The organism is Streptosporangium sp. NPDC049078, assembly GCF_040648855.1.
In the GTDB taxonomy this organism is placed as follows: domain Bacteria; phylum Actinomycetota; class Actinomycetes; order Streptosporangiales; family Streptosporangiaceae; genus Streptosporangium.
The window spans coordinates 99595-120864 of the sequence record NZ_JBEZEL010000009.1 but is presented as its reverse complement, the minus strand read 5'-3'; the positions used below and the strand labels follow the sequence as shown (position 1 = coordinate 120864).

Here is a 21270-nt window from a genome sequence, read left to right as displayed (position 1 = left end):
GATTTACGGCTTTTCTCCCATCTGGCTCAAAGATGGTCTGTTGTGGGTTTTTGTGGCTGGCGGTGGTGCCGTAGTTCGCTGTCGTGACCTGCAAGTTTCCGGGCTCGACGATCTGGTCGGCGATAGACCACCGCCATGGCTGGACCTCCCCCTTATTCCAGCCCTCTCTGTCAGATTTCTGCGATACGCGGACATATAACTCCTTTTAATGTTAAGCAGGGCGAGACGGGACGATCGAGACAGCGACGATGACCTTCGCCGACCAGGCCGCCATGACGCCGAATCCGACCGCGGCCTCGGCGAACGTCTCCCCTTTGCGCGGGTGGACCAGGACCGGCATGGCCCGCTGTCCGGTGTTGAGCCGGCGCCAGGGCGACCCGGTCGCTTTGCGCCGCCGGCGTATCAGCCCAGCCACGTAGTTCGGCGTTGAACGCGACAACCCACGGCGGCGCGCCGGAAAAGCACTCGAAGCTCCTGGTTCCGACGGCCTGGTTGTGGTGATCAACCCGTCCACCAGGAGCTTTCCACATTCGTCAGGCGAACACCGAGTCCGCGGCCACTCCGCGATCAGCAGACCGTCACAGGGGGATGAAAATCGTTCAATGCGCGGCTGAAGAGCCGGCGGATACTACGGAAGTCACACTGCCGCCCCAAAGGGCAGGCCGGCCGATCAAGTAATTCACGTCCCGCAGATCCATGAAGCGGGCTGAAAAGCGCTCGGCACGCGACCCAAAACCCCCTACGAAACATCGAGGCCAGTGCGCCGGGTCTACCTGCCGGTAACGACTTTCTTATGCGCCGGGCTGCCCAGGGGCGCCCTCAACCGATGATCGCCATTTTTCCGCCATGTCCAAAAGCGGACAACTAATGACATGTGCTATTGGCTGGAATTATGACGGACTGTAAATACATATCCGCAGGTCAAGTCACGGTTAGCGCTATCACTTCCCCGTGGACACAAAGCCGGAAAACCAGCATGCGGACGATGCTTTACCAGTCCAAATAACAAGAGTCAAGTCATTGATTAACTACTTAATTCATGGAATACCGGATGCATCCGATCAAGCCTCCCATAGAGGAGTATTCCGGTGGAAATCCCCCCAACTGCTGCAAGACCCCCACGATCCTTCCGTCGTCTGGCAGTGGCGCTTGGCACCACCCTCGTCCTTGTCGGGATGAGCGCCGGGCAGGCCATCGCCGCCCCCGCCCCCGCGCCCGCCAAGGACACCACCACCCGGCCCATCGAGCCGGCCGGCGCGGTCCCGGGCGGTTTCACCTCCTGGAAGGACCTGCTGGCCACCCAGGAGAAACTGGTCAAGGCCGCCGACCGCGTCACCGCCGCGGTCAAGGCTCAGGGTGGCGCCGGGTTCGCCGGCATCGTGGCCGCGCCGGAGAACCATGAGCTGCGCGTTTACTGGAAGGGGAACACTCCCAGGTCCGTCCGCGACCTGCTGGGCCAGGTGCGCCAAGAGGTGCCCGTCAGCGTCCTGCCCGCCGCCTACTCGGCCCGCGAGCTGGAGCGGGAAATGAACCGCCTGATCCGCACGTCCGGCGACGTGATCACGGCGATCGCGCCGAACGTCGACGGCTCGGGCCTCACGGTATCGGGCGCCGACTTCGGCCTCACCCGCTCGAAGGTCGCCGACTCGGCGGTTCCGGTCACCGTGGAAGCCGGTGTCAAGCCGACGCTGGCCACCCGCTGGGACGACTCCCCGCCCTGGTGGGGCGGCGCGGCCTGGCGTAACGCCAGTACCGGCGGTGGCTGCTCGACGGGCTTCGCCGTCACCTACGGCGGGACGAGCAGGATGCTGTCCGCGGGCCACTGCGGCGATGCCGGTCAGACGGCCACCGACCCGACCGGCCAGGTGATCGGCTCGATCTCACCGGACAACAACGGCCTTGACGTGCTGCTGATCAACGGCACCTCCGCGGGCCGGGTCTTCAACAACAATGTCGGCTCCACCTCGCCGGAATTCAGCACCTCGGTCATCGGCACCACCAGTTCCTACGTGGGCCTGTGGGTGTGCACCTCCGGCGCGTACTCGGGCACCAACTGCACCATTCAGGTGCAGCAGGTCGGTGTCACGATCAATGTGGGCTACCTGATCACGGGCACGGTGCGGGCCGAGCAGTCGGCGCGCCTCAACGCGGTCGGCCAGGGCGACAGCGGCGGCCCGGTGGAGGTCGTCAATTCGGCCAACACCAGCCAGGTGTACGCGGCGGGCGTCAACACCGCGATCGACGGCGGCACCGCGGTGCCCTGCACCGGCTACGTGACCACCGGCCGCATCTGCGCCTGGCGGATGTACTACTCCCCGTGGAGCAACGCGACCGCCGCGTTCCCCGGCATCGCCATCACCCTCGGATGATCGACGAGATCTGATTCGAGCGATCAGGGACCGGCGCGCGGGCGCCGGTCCCTGATCGTCGTCCGCACGCGGCCGGCCAGGCCCCGGCCGACGTGGACGAAGTACTGGTCGGCCGTCGCTTGCCGGAAGTGCCGAGGTCGTCGCCTAGGAGGATCCAAAGTGCGCACCCCCCTGAGAACCCGCAGGTCAACTCGATTCCGTTACCTCGCCACGGCGGTCGGCGTCATGATCGCCGCCGCCGGGATGGGCACCGCCCAGGCCGCCGGCGCACCGGACCCGGTCAAGCCCCGGACCACGGGATCCGTGGAGCACACCGGGCCGGTGCCGGGTGGCTACGCCTCGTGGAAGGACCTGCTGCTCGATCAGCAGAAGATGGTCAAGGCCGCCGACCGGATCACCGCCGCGCTGGCGGACGACGGCGACGGCTACGCGGGCGTCATCGCGGCGCCGGAGGACCGCGAACTGCGCGTGTACTGGAAAGGCAAGCCTGCCAAGGCGATCAACGACCTCGTGGACCGGTTGCGGCGCGACGTGGCGATCAGCGTCCTACCGGCGCGGTACTCCGCTCGTGAGCTGGAGGGCGAGGCGAATCGCCTCATCCGGGCAAACCGCGATCTGATCACCTCCATCGAGCCCCTTCAGGACGGCTCGGGCCTGAAGGCCACCACTGCCTCGGCCGGCGCGACCCGCACGGCGATCTCCGGCGCGGCGGTGCCGGTCACCCTTGAATACGGTGTGCAACCCAAGGTCGCCAGCCGCTGGAACGACAGCCCGCCGTGGTGGGGCGGTTCGGTGTGGGGCACTCCGTCACCCGCCTGCACGACCGGTTTCGCGGTGACCTACCAGGGCGTCCCCAAGATGCTGACCTCGGCGCACTGCGCGTCGGTCGGCCAGACCGCGGTGGACCCCACCGGCCAGGTCATCGGCACCGTCACGCACAGCAACTCCTCCCGTGACGTGCTCCTTGTCGACACCAATGCCGGGGGCCGAGTCTTCAACAACCCCGTCGGCAGCGTCGCCACGGAGTTCAGCAGCAGCGTGGTCGGCACCACCAGTTCGATCGTCGGCCAGTTCGTCTGCACCTCCGGCGGCTTCTCCGGTACCAACTGCACCATCAAGATCATTGCGGTCAACGTCACGATCAACGTGGGCTGGCTGATCCAGGGCACCGTCCGCGCCGAGCAGCAGGCGTTCACCAACGCGGCCGGCGGCGGTGACAGCGGCGGCCCGGTCGAGGTCACCAACCCGGCCAACACCGACCAGGTTTACGCCGCCGGCACCATCGCCGCCACCGACTACGGCACCCAGGTCCCCTGCACCGGCTACCGGCCCACCGGCCGCGTCTGCACCTGGCGCATCTACTACTCCCCGTGGAGCAACGCGACCACGGCGTTCCCCGGCATCGCCATCATCCCTGGATGACCGACCTGACACCTTTCTGAGTCGAGTGATAGGGACCGGGGCCAAGGCTCCGGTCCCCTTTGCCGTTCCCCCCGAACGCTTTCGTTTCATCGACTCCCGCAGGGAGGACCTCAATCCGGCCGGCAACATATTCACGGAATACAGCAACCCGATGACCGGCACTCAGAATTTCCACGTCGGTCTTCTCGTCTGCCCCTCCAGCGCCTACTCCGCGACCAACTGCAACATCCGGGTCATCACGGTGGGTGTGACCCTCAATATTCCGAGCGTCCCTGGAGGTTTTCACTTCGGCATGGTCCGGGCCGAGCAGCGGGCGTTCATCAACGCGATCAGCGAGGGCGACAGCGACGGTCCGGTCGAGGTCGTGAACCCCAGCGGCAACACCCAGGTGTACGCCGCCGGTATGGCCTCCGCCCACGACAACGGCACCTCCGTACCGTGCACCGGTCATGTGAACGCCGGCCGTACCCGCGCCTGGCGCATATACCACTCCCCGTGGAGCAACGTGATCGCGGCCTTCCCTGGAATGACCATCGTCACCGGATGATCGGCGAGCTTGGGTGTGACATGCGATGACCGAAAGGGGTGCCGACCCCTTTTTCGCGCCATGAGCCGATCGTTCCCCGGAAACGGCGGGTCATCTTTTCAGTCCCGGTTCGAACGCATCCCGTCCGCTTTTCGTTCTAACTGTTTGTCGGACAATATGATCGGAGGCGTCCTCATGAATGCGAGGAATCACATCCGCACCACGGCCACCGTCCTGGGCGCGGCCCTCTGCCTGGCCACCACCACGGCGGCGTGCGCGACTCCCGGCGGCGACACGGCCGCGCCCCCCGAAGGCCCCACGCCCTCCGTTCCCCACCTCACCGCCGCGAGTTCCACACCCACGGGCCAGGCCGAGGCGCCCTTCCTGGCCGACCGCGTCAGCGAGTACCTACGCCAGACCTACCCCGACCAGTATGCCGGGATAGCCGTCGACGGCTCCAAGCTGATCGTCTACCGCGTCCCGTCCTCCACCCTGGACAGCGCTCTGCGTAGCAGGTTCCCCGCCGCCCCCGTAGAACTTCGTGACGCTGCCCACTCCGCTCGCCGGCTGGAGGCCCTGGCTCAGCGCATCACCGACGACATCGACTACTGGACCCGCAAGGGGGTCCCCATCACCACGGTGGCCGCCCGCTTCGACGGCGCCGCCGTAGAGATAGGCACCACCGACCTCCAAAAGGCAACCGCCGAACTCCCCGAACGCTACGGCCCCGTCCCCCTGCGATTCACCGAAGCCTCCCCCACCCTCCTTCTCCCCACGACGACCCCAACCTAGCCTCGGGCTTTCACCTGGAAGGTTTGCGTAAGTCGATTCAACGTTGACTTCGAGACCGTTTACTGGGCGTCCCGCAGTTTTGGTACCGCCACCCTCGCGGCCCGCTTGCTGAGGCCGGGATCGAACGTCGCAAAAAAACCGTCGCTCACCAGCAGCGTGACGGTGTTCTTGACTCTGATGAGCACAACATCCATCGCGTGGATTGGACTGATTTTCGCCTCCGGGACCGTCTCGCTGTACCTGATCCCATACACCCAGTCCCCGAGTTTGCCGACGGAGAGCTTGGTGATCCTCTCCCTGACACCGTCGGCACTCGTGTTGCCCCTGGTGCAGTCACGAACCATGACCTTGCCCACCGTCTGCCAACGAGCCATCTGGGCGGGAGTGCCGCTTATGGCGAACTGCTTGACGCCCGACGGCTTGCCCTCCTCGTCGATGAAGACCGCCGCCTTACTTCCGAGGAGGGGTTTCAGCGCCTTGATAACCTTCACGCACTTTTTTGTGCGGGCCGTTTTGGAGTCCAGCGCCTCGCGGTTGCGCTTCGAGTTGGGGGTGTAATCATCGCCCAGGTCCTCAGGAGTGATGAGGGCGGCGCGCAGCTGGGCCGAAGTCAGAGGCTTGACGGGGGCTGCGACCATGGCGGGAGCGGTGGAAGCCAGCAGAACAGCGGCGGCGAGGCCGCCTAAGATCGCGGGGGGCATGGAACGGCATCCTAGAGTTTCTCGACCCAAACGATCAATGAGCGCCATGAGGCGGCGCAGATTGCCGATATTTCCCATGCGCACGATGGGGACGCGACACGACAGAGGCCCTTCCGGACGAACCGGGAGGGCCTCTGACTTGGGAGCCGCCTTGGGGAATCGAACCCCAGACCCCTTCATTACGAGTGAAGTGCTCTGGCCGACTGAGCTAAGGCGGCGTGCCGTGTTCACCACGGCCTACGGCAGTCTACAGGCTCCCAGAGCCTTCTCGCGCCTTGGAATCACCCGATCTTGGGGCAGCGGGTCCCGTTCTTGGGGACGGCCAGATCGATCAGGTAGTCGTCCACCAGGCGGTCCACGCACGTCGAACCGGTCAGGTACGCGGTGTGCCCGTCACCGTCGAAACCGACGAGGACGCCGGAGGAGAGCTGGGAGGCGAGGGCCTCGGACCACTGGTAGGGGGTGGCCGGATCGCGTACGGTGCCGACGACCATGATGGGCGGGGCTCCGGGGGCGTCGATCTTCTCCCGTGGGCCTCCCTTGACCGGCCAGTACGCGCAGGGCAGCGAGCTCCACATCACGTACGCGCCGAAGAGAGGGGCTTCCTTGGCCGCCTCGCGGGCCGCCGCGGCGTAGGCGGCCGAGTCGGCGGGATAGGGGGCGTCGACGCAGTTGACGGCGAGGTTGGACTCGGTCTGGTTGGTGTACTCGCCGCTCGCCTCGCGGTCGATCAACAGGTCGGCCATGCGGAGCAGGGTGGTGCCGTCACCCTTCAGCGCCCGATCGAGCGCCTGCCTGAGCACCGGCCAGGCCTGCCGGTCGTAGAGCGGGGTGATCAGGCCGAGGGTGGTCCAGGCCTCGGTCACCGTACGGCCGTCGCCCGTCCCGTTGCTCAGGGGGGTCGTGTCCGCGCGGCGGAGCAGGGCGGCGATCTCCTCGCGGGCGGAGGCGACGGAGCCGCGGAAGGGGCAGTCGGTGGCCGCGAGGCAGTCTTCGAGGAACGCGTCGAGGGCGACCTCGAAACCGCGTGCCTGCGCGGTGTTCATCTCCAGCGGGCCGAGCGAGGGGTCCACGGCGCCGTCCAGGACGAGGGCGCGGACGCGGTCGGGAAAGAGGTCCGCGTAGGCGGCGCCCAGCTGGGTGCCGTACGACTTGCCGAGGTAGGTGAGGCGGTCGTCGCCGACGGCGGCGCGGAGCAGGTCCATGTCCCTGGCGGCGTTGGCCGTGCCGACGTACGGCAGGAGTTTGCCCGAGCGGGCCTGGCAGCCGGAGGCGAACCGCCGCGAGCCCTCCTCCAGCACGGTGACCTCTCCCGGCGAGTCGGGCGAGCTGTCGAGGCCGACGTAGGTGTCCAGCTCGCTCGACGACAGGCACCGGACGGGCGAGGAGTCGCCGACCCCGCGCGGGTCGAAGCCCACGACGTCGAAGCGGTCTCGTACGGCCTTGCTCACCGCCGTGCGGGCACTTCGGGCGTACTGGACCCCGGAGGCGCCGGGGCCGCCGGGGTTGATGAGGATCGAGCCGATCCGGTCACCGGAGGCGGGGAGCCGGATCACGCTGATCTCGATCTTCTCGCCGTCCGGCTTGCCGTGGTCGAGGGGAACGGGGAGTTTCGCGCACTCGAATCCGTCCCCGCAGTCTTTCCAGGCGAGCGACGCCCCCCCTACCTCGCCACCGCCCGTACCGCTGCCCCCGCCGCCGCTGCCGGCGTTGGCGCCGGTTCCGGTGCACGCGCTCGCCAGCAGGGCCACCGCCGCCAGTACGGCGGCCACCTGGGATCTCACGCCTTGTCCGCTCCGTAGTCCGTGGGTCGGGATCGCACGCGGGTCCGGCGGGGGGAGCCGACGCGCGCGGAGAGGCTGACCGCTCGCATCCTACGCCCGCGCGGGCTCAGTCGGCCGTCGAACCCGAGCGCCACACGGGCTCAGCGGTCATCGAAACGCGAACCCTCACGCGGGCTCAAGCGATCGGCGACCACACAGGCTCCGCGGCCGTCGGGCCCGAGCCCTCATGCGGGCTCAAGCGATCGGCGACCGCACGGGCTCGGGCGGCCGCTGAAACCCGGGCGCCCGCGCGGCCTCCGGTCATCCCTCAGGGCCGCCGTCGGCGACCTTCACCGCGTCCCCGTACGCCGCGTCGTGCTGCTTGCGCGGGGAGCACACCGACGCGGACGGGCACGCGCAGCGGCGGCCGCCCTCCTCAAGGCGGACCACGACGGAGTCGGAGGGCACGTTGCGGCCCACGACGGTTCCCGCCCCCTCGGGGGTGTCGACCTTCAGCCCGACGCGGGGCATCCTGCTGTGCGCGTCGAGGTAGAGGGGGTGCTCGTACTTCAGGCAGCACATCAGCCGTCCGCACGCCCCCGCGATGCGCAGCGGGTTCACCGGCAGGTCCTGGTCCTTGGCCATCCGGACGGAGACCGGCTCGAAGTCCTTGAGGAAGGTGGCGCAGCACAGGTCGCGGCCGCAGGGGCCGATGCCGCCCTGGAGGCGGGCCTCGTCGCGGGGGCCGATCTGGCGCAGCTCCACCCGGGCGCGCAGGTTGCGTGCCAGGTCGCGGACGAGGGCTCGGAAGTCGACCCGCTGGGGGGCGGAGAAATAGACCGTGTAGACGTTCTCTGCGTCGGTGTAGTCGACGCCGACGACCTTCATGGGCAGCGCGTGCCGCTTGATCAGACGCTTGGAGACGCTGCGGGCCTCGGCGCGGCGCCGCTTGTTGCCCTCGTCGCGGGTGAGGTGCTCCTCGGTCGCGATGCCCTCGCACACCGGCAGCCCGCCGACCTCCTCGCTCGTCCACTGGGGCGCCCAGACGCATTCGGCCACCTCGGGGCCCGCGTCGGTGGGAACCAGCACCTTGTCTCCGACCTTGGGGGTGTGCTCACCGGGATCGAGGTAGTACAACCTGCCGTAGCGGGTGAAACTCACCGCCATGATCATGCCCATATGGCTCCAAACCTGGGGGTACGGCTCGTGCTCACCTTATGCGTCATGCCCTCGGATGTGGGGTGCCATCCGAGAGCGATCATGGACAAGCCACCCGGCTCCGGCGTCGTCGAGCCGGGCACGCGACACCGCCCGGCCGTGCTCGCGAACCGTCCGAGCCGCCGTCACCCGCTCGGTCCGCTCCCCTTCAGGAACCCCGGGGCCTGAATGCCGGGAATGGGAGAGCAGTTCGACTTCCACATCACAGAGACGCCGTGCCGGGCCTTCTGCTGCTTCGCCCGGCCCACGGGTTCCGCCCCGTCCGCGCTCTCCCCGCCTGCGGCCTCCTTCCGGCCCACGTGTCCCGTCCGATGCGCTCCGCCCGGCGCGCGGGCTCGGCTCAGCGGCCGAGTTCGGCGAAGGACTTCTCCCAGCGGTCGGCGATCATGGAGATGTCGTAGCTCCTGGCCGTCTGGAGGGCGTTCTCGGCCATCCGGCGGCGCCCCTCCTCGTCGTCGATCATCTGGATCAGTCCGGCGGCCAGGGCGTCCACGTCGTCCGCGGGGACGAGCAGCCCGTCGATCCCGGGCGTGATGATCTCGCGAGGTCCACGGGGGCAGTCGAAACTGACCACCGGCACCCCGGAGGCGAACGCCTCGATGATGGTCATGCCGAAGCCCTCGAAACGGGAGCTGACCACGTGGATCGAGGCCTTGGCGAGCTCGCCCTCGATGTCTCCCGTGGGCCCCATGAACGTGACGTTGTTGTGCAGGCGCAGCTTGACGGACTGCTTGATCAGCTTGTCGCCGACCCGGCCCTCGCCGTAGATGCGCAGCTTCCAGTCCGGGCGCTCCCTGGCCACCCGGGCGAACGCCTTCAGCAGGCGGTCGTACCCCTTGACCGGCACCAGCCTGCCCGCGGCCAGCACGATCCGGTTCTCCTGCCGGGAGCGCGGACGCGGGCCGCCGGGCAGCCCGTTGCCGATGGTGAACACCTGGGTGGGCGCTCCGTCGAGCATCTTCCGGTAGTCGTGCTCGTCGGCCTCGGTGAGGGTCACCACGGCGTCGAGCTTCGGATACCACGTCCGGATCTCCTCGAAGATCCCGGGCTGGTGTGCCTCGAAGTGCAGGTGCTCCTGGGCGATCGTGATGACCCGTTTGCGCGCGTACCTCGCGGCCATGATGTTGAGCCCCGCGCGGGTGGTGATCAGCACGTCGCTGCGGAGCCTGCGCAGCTCGCGAACGAGAACCTCGTCGCTCCAGGCGCTGAAGGAGGCGTACGCGCGCTCCTCGGGGTGGATCAGCGCGCTCTCCCGCGCGCTCAGCCGCTCGGCCTTCTTCGTGTACGGCCAGCGGACCCTGGCCCCCTCCCGCAGGTCCACCAGTGACCGCAGGCGAACCTGGGAGCCCAACGGCAGGAAGGGGACGTCGGCGTGCTGGAAGACGCTGACGATCTCGACCTCGTGCCGCTCGGACATCGCCGTGGCCAGGTCGAAGGTGGCGCGGATGGTTCCGCCCATGCCGTAGGCGTTGAGGATGAGGAAGGAGATCTTCACGCGCTCTCCTCCTCGACGCTGAGCGCGACGGCGAGGCTGTCGGTCTCGGTGTAGTACGGCCGGACCCTCACCTGTCCCACGCGCTGGGCCGGGAACCGAATTTTGGTCTTCTTATCCGTTATGTCGTCAAGGCGAGTCGCGAGCGGCAGGCGGGTTCCGGAGAACTCCGCGTAGAGATCCCAGAAGACCCGGCGCCGTACCTGCGCCTCGGCCATGGGCGCGATCTCGATCCCGCCGTCGAACCATCGCCCCTGGAAGTTCGCGGGCCCGCTCACGGGCTCGGGTCCCCGGCGGGCCACCGCCACGAGCTTCGCCGCCCCCCGGATCGGCTCGCCGTACGCGACGGCGCCCTCGACCTCGATCACCCCGTCCTCCGCGGTCACGCGGATCACCTCGACGTACGGCTCGACCTCGCGGACCCGCAGGCCCAGCGTCCCGACAGAGGTGCGAAACGCCCTGATCTCTCGGTTTCTGGGGGTCTCCGCGTAGGCCCACAGGCCGTCGAGCGAGAACCCCGGGTCGTCGGTGGCGATGGGCTCACCGCCTCGCGACGCCGTCCAGATGCCGGCGGAGAGTGCCTTCAGATTCGTGGCCTCGCACTCCTCGCCGGTCTCCACGTGCCGCAGAACGATCCCGGGATCGTTCCCGTCGGCCCCGTGGACCGGCTGCGGCCACTCGATTCTCAGCGTGTCGTCTTCGCCCACACGGCTCGTGACGGCCCGCTCCTTCGCGGGCGGAATCCCGCCGTAACGTGCCCCAATGCTCACCAAGAGTCCCCCGGTCCTCGCTGCTCATCCCCATAGAGCAGGACACTGTCCACCGATTTATAACGAAATAATCCTATTTTGCCGTTTAATCTTAACGACCCGTACTCGTACTTTGAGGTGACTTAGCGATGAATGGTTCCACCTAATCGGAAACAGACAGATAGCGACTACTTGATGAGAGTTACCAACTACCCTCCCACCAGCAGATATTCAGCCACCGACCAGGAAAACCGGAAAATGTCCGATGTCGGCCAGAGCCTTCCCCGAACGGCCCCGGCCCGGATGTCGCGACGAACGAGCGGGCAGCGCGCCGTCGATCCGCGCCCCGGGGACGGCGGGCGGTAATCGGGCCCTCGCGGCGTGGAACCGGCCCCCTGGACGGCACTCCCTGAAAGCGGCACCCCAAGCCCCGCGTGATCTCACAGCCGGGTCCGGTGGCCCCGTACGACCGGATAAGACCGGTCCGGAATCGGCCTGGTAAGGCGGTTAGGGCCGGTTCACAGCTGGTTCAGGCTGGTTTAATCGGGTTCAGGACGTTTTAAGCCCATTCAAGGTCGGCGAACCCCGCCCAGTCCGGTCCGGGGACGGCCGCGGCTCAAAGCACAGGCCGGTGCAGCGAGATGGTCATCGACTCGACCGCCATCTGCGGACTGACGTTGGACGCCAGTCGCCTCCGGCAGCGCATGATCGCGTCGATCCTGCGCAGGGTGTCTTCCGGTGTGGAGGCACGGGCCAGTGCGTCCAGGTCGGCGCGGCGGTCCTCACTCGCCAGCTCCACGTACGCGCCGAACTGCACCGCCAGCACATCGCGGTAGAACGCCACCAGGTCGAGCAAAGCGGCGTCGATGACGTCGCGCTTGGTACGGGTCGCCCGGGACTTCTGACGGTCCTCGAGATCCTTGAGCGCCCCGGCGCCGCCGCGGATCAGGCCCCTGTTGAGCCCCTTGCCCGTGGAGCCCTCGCCGTAGGCCTGCCGCAGCTCGGTGATCTCCGACTCGTTCAGCACCGCGGTGACCGCGGCGGCCTCGTCCTCGGCGGTCTTCACCAGCCGCTCGGCGGCCATCACGCACTCCCCCACACCGGTCAGCGACCGGGGGATGGACAGCACCGCCTCGCGGCGCGCCCGCGCGTCCCCGTCCAGGGCGAGCCTGCGGGCACGGTCGATATGCCCCTGGGCGGCCCTCGCCGCGAACTCCGCCATCGCCGGCGGCACGTTCTCACGGGTGGCCAGCACGTGGGCGACCGCCGCGGTGGGCGGGGTGACGAGCGTGACGATCCGGCATCGGGACCTGATGGTGATCATCATGTCGTCCGGGGAGGGCGCGCAGAGCAACCACACCGTCCTCGGCGGCGGCTCCTCGATGGCCTTGAGCAGCGCGTTGGACGCCCCCTCGGTCGCCCGGTCGGCGTCCTCGAACAGCACGACCCGCCAGCGGCCCAGCGTCGGCGCCCCGGCCGCGCGCAGGATGAGCCGCCGGGTGTCCTTGATGCCGTACGAGAGCCCCTGCGGGCGGACGATCTCCAGGTCGGGGTGGGAGCCGACCGCCACCTGGTGGCACATGTCGCAGTGGCCACACCCCTGGTCCGGGCAGAACAGCGCGGCGGTGAACGCCCGCGCGGCCTCCTCACGACCGGATCCGGGCGGCCCGGTGAACAACCACGCGTGGGTCATCCCGGCGCCGCGCCCTCCGGCCAGCAGATCGGCCCCGGCCGCCGCCGCCCGGCGGAGCGTCGCGGCGGCCCGCTCCTGCCCCACAAGATCGTCAAAGACTCCCACGCCCCCAACCTACCGCTGAGGGAGGCGGGCTCAGTCTCGGATCGCGGGCATCGTCCCGGTGACGTCCTCCGACTCCTGCGGCACCGGGTCGGGCAGGATCTCGCGGATCCGGTCGTGGACGATCGAGGAGATCTGGTTCTGGGGCAGGGTCCCGTCGACGACCAGGTAGCGGTCGGGCTCGGCGGCGGCCAGTGCCCGGAACTCACGACGGACGCGCTCGTGAAACTCCAGGGGCTCCGACTCGATGCGGTCGGCGGCCCCGCCCAGCCGGGCCAGCCCCACCGAAGGCGGGGTGTCGATGAGCACGGTGAGATCGGGAACGAGCCCCCCGGTGGCCCAATTGTTGATCATCGTGACGTCCTCGGTGTCCAGGGCACGGCCCGCGCCCTGGTAGGCGAGCGACGAGTCGACGTAGCGATCGGAGATCACCATCGAACCCCGGTACAGCGCCGGGCGGATGACCTTCTCCACGTGCTCGGCCCGGTCGGCCGCGTACAGCAGCGCCTCGGACCTCGCCGACAGTCCCTGGTGCACGGCGTCGAGCAGGATCGCCCGCAGCCGCATCCCCACCTTGGTCGAGCCGGGCTCGCGGGTCTGCACCACGTCGAAGCCCTGGTCACGCAGCCAGATCGCGAGCAACCTGGACTGGGTGGTCTTCCCCGACCCCTCACCGCCCTCGAACGCGATGAACATCCCGCGCCCCTGCTCGGCGCTCTCGGGGGCGAAGCGCTCCCCGCGCACCGCGGCGAACAGGTCGGCGACGATCGAGACACCCCTGCGGTCGTCCATCTGCCGCAGCGCGACGATCCCGACGATCACCGCGAGCAGCCCGCCGACCAGCAGGACCAGATTCGAGCCGTCGAACCGGTAGACCGGCTCCAGGCCGACCCTGATCAGGCGCTCGCCGAACAGGCCCGCCAGGGTCGGCGCGACCGCGACGACCAGCAGCAGGGTCACCCGGGCGAGCGACTGCAGGAAGGAGAACGTACGGCCCCGCAGGCTGTCGTCCACCTCCAGCCCGATCATGGTGTAACCGATGATCCAGGCGATTCCCGCGCACGCGCCGAGCAGCACGGTCAGCAGGACGACGATCACCAGGTTGTGGACGAGGGCGACCGCGACGAGGACGAACCCCGCCACCACGATCGACAGACCGAACAGCCTCCGCCGCGACAGCTCCCTCAGCAGCCTGGGCCCGAAGAACATGCCGGAGGCCATACCGACGAAGACCGCGCCGAAGACCACGCCGTACGCCGCGTCACCGCCGCCCAGCGCCTCCACGTAGATCTTGGCCACCCCGACCACCGCGCCACCAGCGGCGAACGCGCCCAGCATGCCGATGATCAGACCGCGGATCAGCCGGTTGCCGCCGACGAACCGCCAGCCCTCGAAGATCTGCCGCAGCACCGACGGCGTGGAGGTGGCCCGCGCTCCGCTCTTCGGGATGTCCTTGAGCGAGAAGATGATGACGGCGGAGACCAGGTAGGCGAGCGCGTTGATGAACAGCGCCAGGTAGGTCTCGCGCTGGGCGAGGAACGGCACCAGCCTGCCCAGGACGTCGTCGGCGACGGAAAGCAGCGCGAACAGCAGCGCGGCGACGGGCGCCGTGCCGTACGTGACCAGGAGGTTGAGCTGGTTGGCCTCCTCCAGCCGCTCCTTGGGCACCAGGTTGGGCACCGTGGCGTCCTTGGCCGGAACCCAGAAGAGGTTGACGCACTCGACCAGGAACGTGGCGATGATCACCCACTGGTAGCTGCCGACCAGCGGGATCGACAGCACCAGCGCGAAGCGCAGGAGATCGCAGAAGAACATCGTCAGCCGCCGGTCGAACCGGTCGGCGAACGCCCCCGCGAGCGGCCCCAGCAGGATGGCGGGAAGCATCTTCGCCACGAAGACGCCGCCGATGGCCAGGCTCTGAACCTGGTAGCCCGACGCCGCGGTGAGATTGCCCGCCAGGGCGGTCAGCGCGAGGAGGTTGAGCCAGTCTCCCAGGCTGCATACCGACATCGCCGTCCACAGCTTGCGGAACGGGGCGTTGGCCAGCACGTGGGGGGTCTTGCGTCGCGCGGTGCTCCGGCCAGGGGTGGTCATAGTGTCAGCGTATCCAGATGCTCGCTGGGCTTGGGAAAACACGAGCCAGGCGGAGATACCCGGCTGCCCGTCGCACGAGGGTAATACGCCGGCACCGCCCCCCGCAGGTCACACCCGCGAAAAGAGGCGCTCGGTACGACTGTTTCCAGAGGTGCTGCCGTTGGGGCCCCAAAAGTGCCTCCGGTGGAATTTCCAGAGGTGCTCGCCACGGGCTCCGGGAAGGTGTGCCCAAGACCGGGTGTCCGGGGTCACTCGTTCCGGACTTCCAGAAGAGTGATCTCGGGCGGTGCGCCCACCCGGACCGGCGGCCCCCAGAAGCCCGCGCCCCGCGTCACGTAGACCTGGGTGCCGTCCACCTCGCCGAGGCCGGAGACGACCGGTTGCTGCATCGGGATGACCAGGTTGAACGGGACCATCTGGCCGCCGTGCGTGTGGCCGGACAGCTGGAGGTCCACACCGTACGTCGCCGCCTGGACGGCCTGGACCGGCTGGTGGGCGAGCAGGACGGTGGACCGGGAACGGTCACGACCGCCCAGCGCCCGCTCGAAGTCGGGACCGTCACCCGAGACGACACCGCCGAGATCGTTGACCCCGGCGAGGTCGAGAACGGCTCCCCGGTGGGCGATCTCGACGCGCTCGTTGCCGAGAGGGCGGATGCCGAGCCCGCGCAACTCCTCGATCCACTCCTGCGGACCGTTGGCGGTGTAGTACTCGTGGTTGCCGGTGACGAAGTAGGCGCCGTAGCGGGATTCGAGGTCCTTCAGCGGCACGGCCAGCGAGCCGAGTTCGGCCACCGTACCGTCGACCAGGTCACCGACGACGGCGACCACGTCGGCCTCCAGTGAGTTGATCATGCGGACGAGGCGACGGGCGTGTTCCGTACCGGTGAGCGGGCCCAGGTGGATGTCGCTCACCACCGCGAACCGCAGGCCGCTCAGGCGCGGATCCAGCCTGGGCAGGACGACCTTGACCGGTTCGATCACCGGGTCGCCGAGAGCCGTCCTCACCCCGAACCCGACCGTGCCCAGCGCCCCCGCCCCGGCGGCGACCGCCGCCGTACGGGCGATGAACAGCCTCCTGCTCATCCCTGCCGGGCCGTACGACCCTCCTGGGAACCCTCCGTCGCGCCGCGCGTCCCCGGCACCCGGAACGACGATCACGCCACCGATCTCGGTCCCCGGCTTCGAACTCGCCTCGGCCCTCCTCCCGGACCCCGCCTCGAACCCGGGCCGACCGTCGACATCGGACCGACCGTCGACATCGGACCGGTCGGCGACATCGGACCGGTCGGCGACATCGGACCGAACGGCGGGCACCGACCGGGCGGCGGGCACCGACCGGGCGGCGGGCACCGGCTGGGCGGCCATGAACGCGGTCCGCTTCCCCCGAGCGTCGGCCGCGTCAGGCGAAACCGGGCGGCCCTCCGCCCGCCGCTCCGTCCATCTCAGGACCAGCAGGGCAACGCCCCTGGGAATCTCCAGGATCACCAGGAACACGAAGAGGTAGAACATCACCGCGATCCAGAAGAACCCCGGCCAGGCCAGGAAATGGCCCCACTCACTGCGGGAGGCGACCAACGTCACCGGGGCGAGCACGGCCAGGGCGACGAGAGCCCACGTCAGCACCCGGCGGGTCCGGCCGGGCCTCGTGGTCGAACCGATCAGGCGACGCCACAGGTAGAAGTGGACCAGCGTGATCGCGCAGATGACCAGCGACACGAAACCCACAACCGTCACTCGCCCCTCCCGCGCCCACCGGCCGTTCCCGGTGCGCTCCGAAGAACGCCCGGGCCGACGAATGCGTTCCCGGAAGCCGGAAGTTCAGAAACCCGGAAGGGTTCCGGTGCCCGGAAGCTCAAAAGCCTGGAAGCCCCTGAAAGCCCGCGAGCCCCCGAAACCCGGGAGCCCGCAGGCTCCCAAAAGCCCGAGAATCCAGAAGTCTGGATTCTCCCGAGGCTCAGAAGCCCCGAAGCTCCCGAAAACCCGGAAGCTCAGGTGCCTGAGGGCTCCAACGACCCGAAGCCTCCAGGTGCCTGGAAGCTCCCGAAACCCTGGAAACGGGACGTCAGGCCTTCGCCTTGGCACGGGTGGTGCGGGGACGCTTGGGCGCCGGGCCGCGGGCGCGGCGGTCGGCGAGGAGCTCGGCGGCGCGCTCGGTCGTGATCTGCTCGACCTCGTCACCCTTGCGCAGGGAGGCGTTGGTCTCGCCGTCGGTGACGTACGGCCCGAACCGCCCCTCCTTCACCACGATCGGCTTCTTGGAGACCGGATCCTCGCCCAGCTCGCGCAGCGGGGGCGCCGCCGCGGCCTGCCTTCCCCTCGCCTTGGGCTGGGCGAACAACTCCTTGGCCCGCTCAAGAGTGATCGTGAACATCTCCTCCTCGGACGCCAGCGAGCGCGAGTCGGTGCCCTTCTTGACGTACGGCCCGAATCTGCCGTTCTGGGCGGTGACCTCCTGGTCGTCGATCACCCCGAGCACGCGGGGCAGCGAGAGGAGCTTCAGGGCGTCTTCCAGGGTGACGGTGTCCAGGGACATCGACTTGAGCAGCGAGCCGGTGCGCGGCTTGACGGCGTCGGCCTTCTTGGTCTTCTTCTTGGCACCGTCGGCCGGCGGCGGCTCCTCGGGAAGGATCTCGGTGACGTACGGACCGTAACGTCCGTCCTTGGCCACGATCACGTGCCCGGTCACCGGGTCCTTGCCCAGCTCCCTGTCACCCGTCGGACGGGAGAACAGCTCCTCGGCCATCTCGGCGGTGAGCTCGTCGGGCGCGAGGTCCTCCGGCACGTTCACCCGGGCGCCGTCGCGGTCAAGGTACGGGCCGTAGCGACCCACCCGGATCATGATGTCGGTGCCCCTGATGGGGAACGAGCTGATCTCCTTGGCGTCGATCTCACCGAGGTCGGTGACCAGCTCCTTCAGGCCCTCGTCGCCCTCCGCGCCGAAGTAGAACCGGCGCAGCTCGGGCACCCGCTCCGCCCGGTCGTTCGCGATGTCGTCGAGGACCTTCTCCATGTCGGCGGTGAAGTCGTAGTCGACGAGGTTTCCGAAGTGCCGCTCCAGCAGGTTCACCACCGCGAACGCCAGGAAGGACGGCACCAGGGCCGTGCCCTTCTTGAAGACGTAGCCGCGGTCCAGGATCGTCCCGATGATCGACGCGTACGTCGACGGGCGGCCGATCTCCCGGTCCTCCAGCTCCTTGATCAGCGACGCCTCGGTGTATCGCGCGGGCGGCTTGGTCGCGTGCGCCAGCACGTTGAGCGCGGACGCGGTGAGCGGGTCGTTCTCGGTGAGGTTCGGCAGGCGCTTCTCGGAGTCGTCCCGGTCGGTGGACGGGTCGTCGGCGCCCTCGACGTAGGCCTTCAGGAAGCCGTGGAAGGTGATCGTCCGGCCGGAGGCGGTGAACTCGACCAGCTCGCCCGAGCTCGACGTGCCGTTCACCTTGACGGTGACCGACTCGCCGACCGCGTCCTTCATCTGGGAGGCCACGGTCCGCTGCCAGATCAGCTCGTACAGGCGGAACATGTCACCGCTCAGCCCGGTCTCGCCCGGCGTGCGGAACTCCTCGCCCGAGGGACGGATCGCCTCGTGCGCCTCCTGCGCGTTCTTGACCTTGCTCGCGTACACGCGCGGCTTGTCGGGCACGTACGCCGCGCCGTACAGCTTGATCGCCTGGCTGCGGGCCGCCGCGACGGCGGTCTCCGACAGCGTGATGCTGTCGGTTCGCATGTAGGTGATGAAGCCGTTCTCGTACAGGCGCTGGGCGACCTGCATGGTCGACTTCGCGGAGAAGCCCAGCTTGCGGCTCGCCTCCTGCTGCAGCGTGGTCGTCCTGAACGGCGCGTACGGCTTGCGGGTGTACGGCTTGCGCTCGACGGACTTGACCTTGTACGAGACCCCGGCGAGGCGCCCGGCCAGGGCACGGGCCGCCTGCTCGTCCAGGTGGAGCACGTCGGCGTTCTTGAGGGTGCCGTTGCTCGCGAAGTCACGGCCCTGGGCGACGCGCTTGCCGTCCACGCCGGTCAGCATGGCGGTGAACTCGTGCGGGATCTCGTCGCGGCCGGTGTCGAGCAGCGCCTGCAGGTCCCAGTAACTCGCGCTGGTGAACGCGAGACGCTCGCGCTCGCGCTCCACGACGAGCCTGGTCGCCACGGACTGCACCCGCCCGGCGGACAGGCGGGGCTTGACCTTCTTCCACAGGACCGGGCTGACCTCGTAGCCGTAGAGGCGGTCGAGGATGCGCCGGGTCTCCTGGGCGTCGACCAGCCTCAGGTTCAGGGCGCGGGGGTTGGCCACCGCCTCCTGGATCGCCCGGGGAGTGATCTCGTGGAACACCATGCGGTGGACCGGCACCTTGGGATTGAGCACCTCACGAAGGTGCCAGGCGATCGCCTCGCCCTCGCGGTCCTCGTCGGTGGCGAGATAGAGCTCGTCGGCGTCCTTGAGCAGCTGCTTGAGCTTGCTCACCTGCGCCTTCTTGTCGTGGTTGACGACATAGAGCGGCTCGAACTCGTGATCCACGTTGACACCGAGGCGTGCCCAGGACTCCCCCTTGTACTTCTCGGGGATGTCGTCGGCCTTCTCGGGGAGATCGCGAATATGTCCGATGCTGGACTCCACGACGTAGCCGCGGCCGAGGTACCCGGCGATGGTCTTCGCCTTGGAAGGCGACTCGACGATCACCAGGCGGGTTCCACCGGCGTTGCCGTTCTTGGCTGGCACGCTGCTTCCTACCTCGCTGTTCGCATTCGTTCCCCGTTTTCTTCCCCTCGGGTTACCCGGTCTCGACCGGGAACACTCCCAAGGGAAGCCGCAAGGACGCAGAATAAAGCCCTATGAGTGTCGACGTCCCCCAGCTCACCCTCGGAGACTAATCGCTGTGCTCGACTACTCCTACTTGGTCCTCCACCTTCCGCGTGGCACATCCCGGGACGCAGCCCGGCGGATACTGACCGAACATGCAGAATACGGCGACTGGGAGCTCGACCGCCTGCGACTGTATCCCGACGGCCGCCGAGACGTTCGACTGCGCCGAAAGATAATACGTGTGACCAGGACGATGTGACTCCGGGTGACTCCGGACATGGCTTTGCCCGCTCCGGGCCGCGCCCCCGGAACGGGCAAAGCTTCGGTGCCTCGCAGGCCGAGCGGACGCCGCGCCACGAGGGCGCGGTCGTCCTGTCTCGCCGCCTTCGAGGCGTTTAGGTGCCTTCCTCAGCGGCTCTGGGAAAGCATGTCCAATGGGTTACTAATGTCTTACTTCTCGCCTTGCTTCCCGTTCCCCTACTTCTTGCCGAAACGGATCCGGCGGGTGGTGCCGAAGACCGTCGCGGCAGCCGCGGCCAGCGCACCGACCAGGAGGGTGACCAGAGAACCGACGTTCATCCCGGTCACGCCGACGGGCTGGGCCGCGCTCATCAGGCCCAGGTCACCGACCGGCAGGGCTCCGGCCGGGGTCGAGGAGGTCAGGTCGGCGACGGGAGCCGACAGCGAGCCCTTTCCGGCCTTCGTGGCCCGGTCGCCCACCTCGCTCGCGGGCGCCGCGGGAACGGCGGGGGCGGCGGGGAACTCGGGCAGCCTCTCGGCGGCAGGGAAGCGCGACCGGTCCGCGGTCGTCGACGACATGCCGGAGGCGGACGTCTGTCCCGCGGCGCCGCCGAGAGCCGGGACGGCCGGGAACGCGGGCAGCAGACCGCTCGTCCTGTGCTTGCCGGGCTTGGAGTCCCAGTCACCGTGGCCCTTGCCGTAACCGCCGTGCCCACCGTGCCCACCAGGGCCGCCGTGGCCACCGGGGCCGCCCCAGTGACCACCGCCGGGGCCACCCCACTGGCCGCCGCCCGGACGCCCGGACGGGCCACCGGCGCGGGAGCCTCCGAGGCAGCCGGCGGCGGCGTCGCCCAGGACCGCCACGGCGTTGCCGCAGATGTTGATCGGCGCGGTGATCGGCGCCACCACCTGGTTACCGCCCAGCACCGAACCCCGGCCGGACGTGACGTTGCCACCCGCGCCCGTACCCGCGCCCGCACCGCCCGAGACCGAGGCGCCGCCCCTGCACCCGGCCGCGGCCTGGCCGAGCACGCCGACGGCGTTGCCGCAGACGTTGATCGGCGCGGTGATCGGCGCCACCACCTGGTTACCGCCCAGCACCGAACCCCGGCCGGACGTGACGTTGCCACCCGCGCCGGCGCCACCGCCGCCGCCCACGACGGACGCGCCACCCTGGCAACCGGCGAACGCTCCGCCCAGGACCGCCACCGCGTTGCCGCAGACGTTGATCGGCGCGGTGATCGGCGCCACCACCTGGTTACCGCCCAGCACCGAACCCCGGCCGGACGTGACGTTGCCACCCGCC

At 68.8% G+C, this 21270-nt stretch carries 15 protein-coding genes, 1 tRNA gene and 1 pseudogene; 5 read left to right on the top strand and 12 right to left on the bottom strand.

What is annotated here, in order from left to right; all coding sequences use genetic code 11:
• Positions 1-274 precede the first annotated feature (274 nt).
• Positions 275-439, bottom strand: a pseudogene (locus tag AB0B90_RS16835) (IS5/IS1182 family transposase); the annotation flags it as partial.
• A gap of 703 nt (positions 440-1142) precedes the next feature.
• Here AB0B90_RS16835 and AB0B90_RS16830 point away from each other — a divergent pair.
• The 4 genes from AB0B90_RS16830 (at position 1143) to AB0B90_RS16815 (ending at position 5109) form a co-directional block, all read left to right on the top strand.
• On the top strand, positions 1143-2369 hold the full coding sequence (locus AB0B90_RS16830) for a hypothetical protein (RefSeq protein WP_350941603.1): 1227 nt from the start codon (positions 1143-1145) through the stop codon (positions 2367-2369).
• A gap of 159 nt (positions 2370-2528) precedes the next feature.
• Positions 2529-3791, top strand: coding sequence for a hypothetical protein (locus AB0B90_RS16825; RefSeq protein WP_362923249.1), 1263 nt, complete (start codon positions 2529-2531; stop codon positions 3789-3791).
• A gap of 151 nt (positions 3792-3942) precedes the next feature.
• The gene (locus AB0B90_RS16820; RefSeq protein ID WP_362923247.1) at positions 3943-4338 is read left to right on the top strand and encodes a hypothetical protein; all 396 of its coding nucleotides are present in this window, start codon (positions 3943-3945) and stop codon (positions 4336-4338) included.
• Between the two features lie 174 nt (positions 4339-4512).
• Complete coding sequence (locus tag AB0B90_RS16815; RefSeq protein WP_350941606.1) at positions 4513-5109, top strand: hypothetical protein; 597 nt, start codon at positions 4513-4515, stop codon at positions 5107-5109.
• 59 nt (positions 5110-5168) lie between these two features.
• Here AB0B90_RS16815 and AB0B90_RS16810 read toward each other — a convergent pair whose 3' ends face one another.
• The 10 genes from AB0B90_RS16810 to topA form a co-directional block, all read right to left on the bottom strand.
• A complete protein-coding gene (locus AB0B90_RS16810; protein ID WP_350941607.1) occupies positions 5169-5810 on the bottom strand; it encodes a hypothetical protein in 642 nt (213 codons plus the stop codon).
• Positions 5811-5954: 144 nt separating this feature from the next.
• Positions 5955-6028, bottom strand: a tRNA-Thr gene (locus AB0B90_RS16805).
• A 63-nt stretch (positions 6029-6091) separates the two neighbouring features.
• The gene (locus tag AB0B90_RS16800; protein ID WP_362923244.1) at positions 6092-7594 is read right to left on the bottom strand and encodes an alpha/beta hydrolase; all 1503 of its coding nucleotides are present in this window, start codon (positions 7592-7594) and stop codon (positions 6092-6094) included.
• Between the two features lie 300 nt (positions 7595-7894).
• Positions 7895-8746: a regulatory iron-sulfur-containing complex subunit RicT gene (gene ricT / locus AB0B90_RS16795; protein ID WP_350943519.1), complete on the bottom strand. Its 852-nt coding sequence runs from the start codon at positions 8744-8746 to the stop codon at positions 7895-7897.
• A 385-nt stretch (positions 8747-9131) separates the two neighbouring features.
• Positions 9132-10286 carry a glycosyltransferase family 4 protein gene (locus AB0B90_RS16790; RefSeq protein WP_350941614.1) on the bottom strand — a complete coding sequence of 385 codons (1155 nt, stop codon included), beginning with the start codon at positions 10284-10286 and terminating at the stop codon, positions 9132-9134.
• Positions 10283-11053: a hypothetical protein gene (locus tag AB0B90_RS16785; protein WP_350941616.1), complete on the bottom strand. Its 771-nt coding sequence runs from the start codon at positions 11051-11053 to the stop codon at positions 10283-10285. The genes AB0B90_RS16790 and AB0B90_RS16785 overlap by 4 nt, the downstream gene beginning before the upstream one ends.
• Before the next feature lie 595 nt (positions 11054-11648).
• Positions 11649-12830 carry a DNA polymerase III subunit delta' gene (locus AB0B90_RS16780; RefSeq protein ID WP_350941617.1) on the bottom strand — a complete coding sequence of 394 codons (1182 nt, stop codon included), beginning with the start codon at positions 12828-12830 and terminating at the stop codon, positions 11649-11651.
• Positions 12831-12860: 30 nt separating this feature from the next.
• The gene (gene tmk / locus AB0B90_RS16775) at positions 12861-14921 is read right to left on the bottom strand and encodes a dTMP kinase (RefSeq protein ID WP_350941618.1); all 2061 of its coding nucleotides are present in this window, start codon (positions 14919-14921) and stop codon (positions 12861-12863) included.
• Between the two features lie 248 nt (positions 14922-15169).
• Positions 15170-16657, bottom strand: a complete 1488-nt coding sequence (locus tag AB0B90_RS16770; RefSeq protein ID WP_362923241.1) for a metallophosphoesterase — start codon at positions 16655-16657, stop codon at positions 15170-15172.
• 328 nt (positions 16658-16985) lie between these two features.
• Positions 16986-19640, bottom strand: coding sequence for a type I DNA topoisomerase (topA, locus tag AB0B90_RS16765; protein ID WP_350941620.1), 2655 nt, complete (start codon positions 19638-19640; stop codon positions 16986-16988).
• A 157-nt stretch (positions 19641-19797) separates the two neighbouring features.
• Here topA and AB0B90_RS16760 point away from each other — a divergent pair, with 157 nt between their 5' ends.
• A complete protein-coding gene (locus tag AB0B90_RS16760) occupies positions 19798-19983 on the top strand; it encodes a DUF5703 family protein (RefSeq protein ID WP_084195129.1) in 186 nt (61 codons plus the stop codon).
• 218 nt (positions 19984-20201) lie between these two features.
• Here AB0B90_RS16760 and AB0B90_RS16755 read toward each other — a convergent pair.
• The coding region (locus AB0B90_RS16755; protein ID WP_362923239.1) for a chaplin family protein at positions 20202-21270 on the bottom strand (1069 nt) is incomplete at its 5' end.

Bases quoted from the DNA above. Each gene is read 5' to 3' on its own strand.
- AB0B90_RS16810 (WP_350941607.1), bottom strand. From the start codon at position 5,810: ATGCCCCCCGCGATCTTAGGCGGCCTCGCCGCCGCTGTTCTGCTGGCT.
- ricT (WP_350943519.1), bottom strand. From the start codon at position 8,746: ATGATCATGGCGGTGAGTTTCACCCGCTACGGCAGGTTGTACTACCTC.
- tmk (WP_350941618.1), bottom strand. From the start codon at position 14,921: ATGACCACCCCTGGCCGGAGCACCGCGCGACGCAAGACCCCCCACGTG.
- AB0B90_RS16815 (WP_350941606.1), top strand. From the start codon at position 4,513: ATGAATGCGAGGAATCACATCCGCACCACGGCCACCGTCCTGGGCGCG.
- AB0B90_RS16820 (WP_362923247.1), top strand. From the start codon at position 3,943: ATGACCGGCACTCAGAATTTCCACGTCGGTCTTCTCGTCTGCCCCTCC.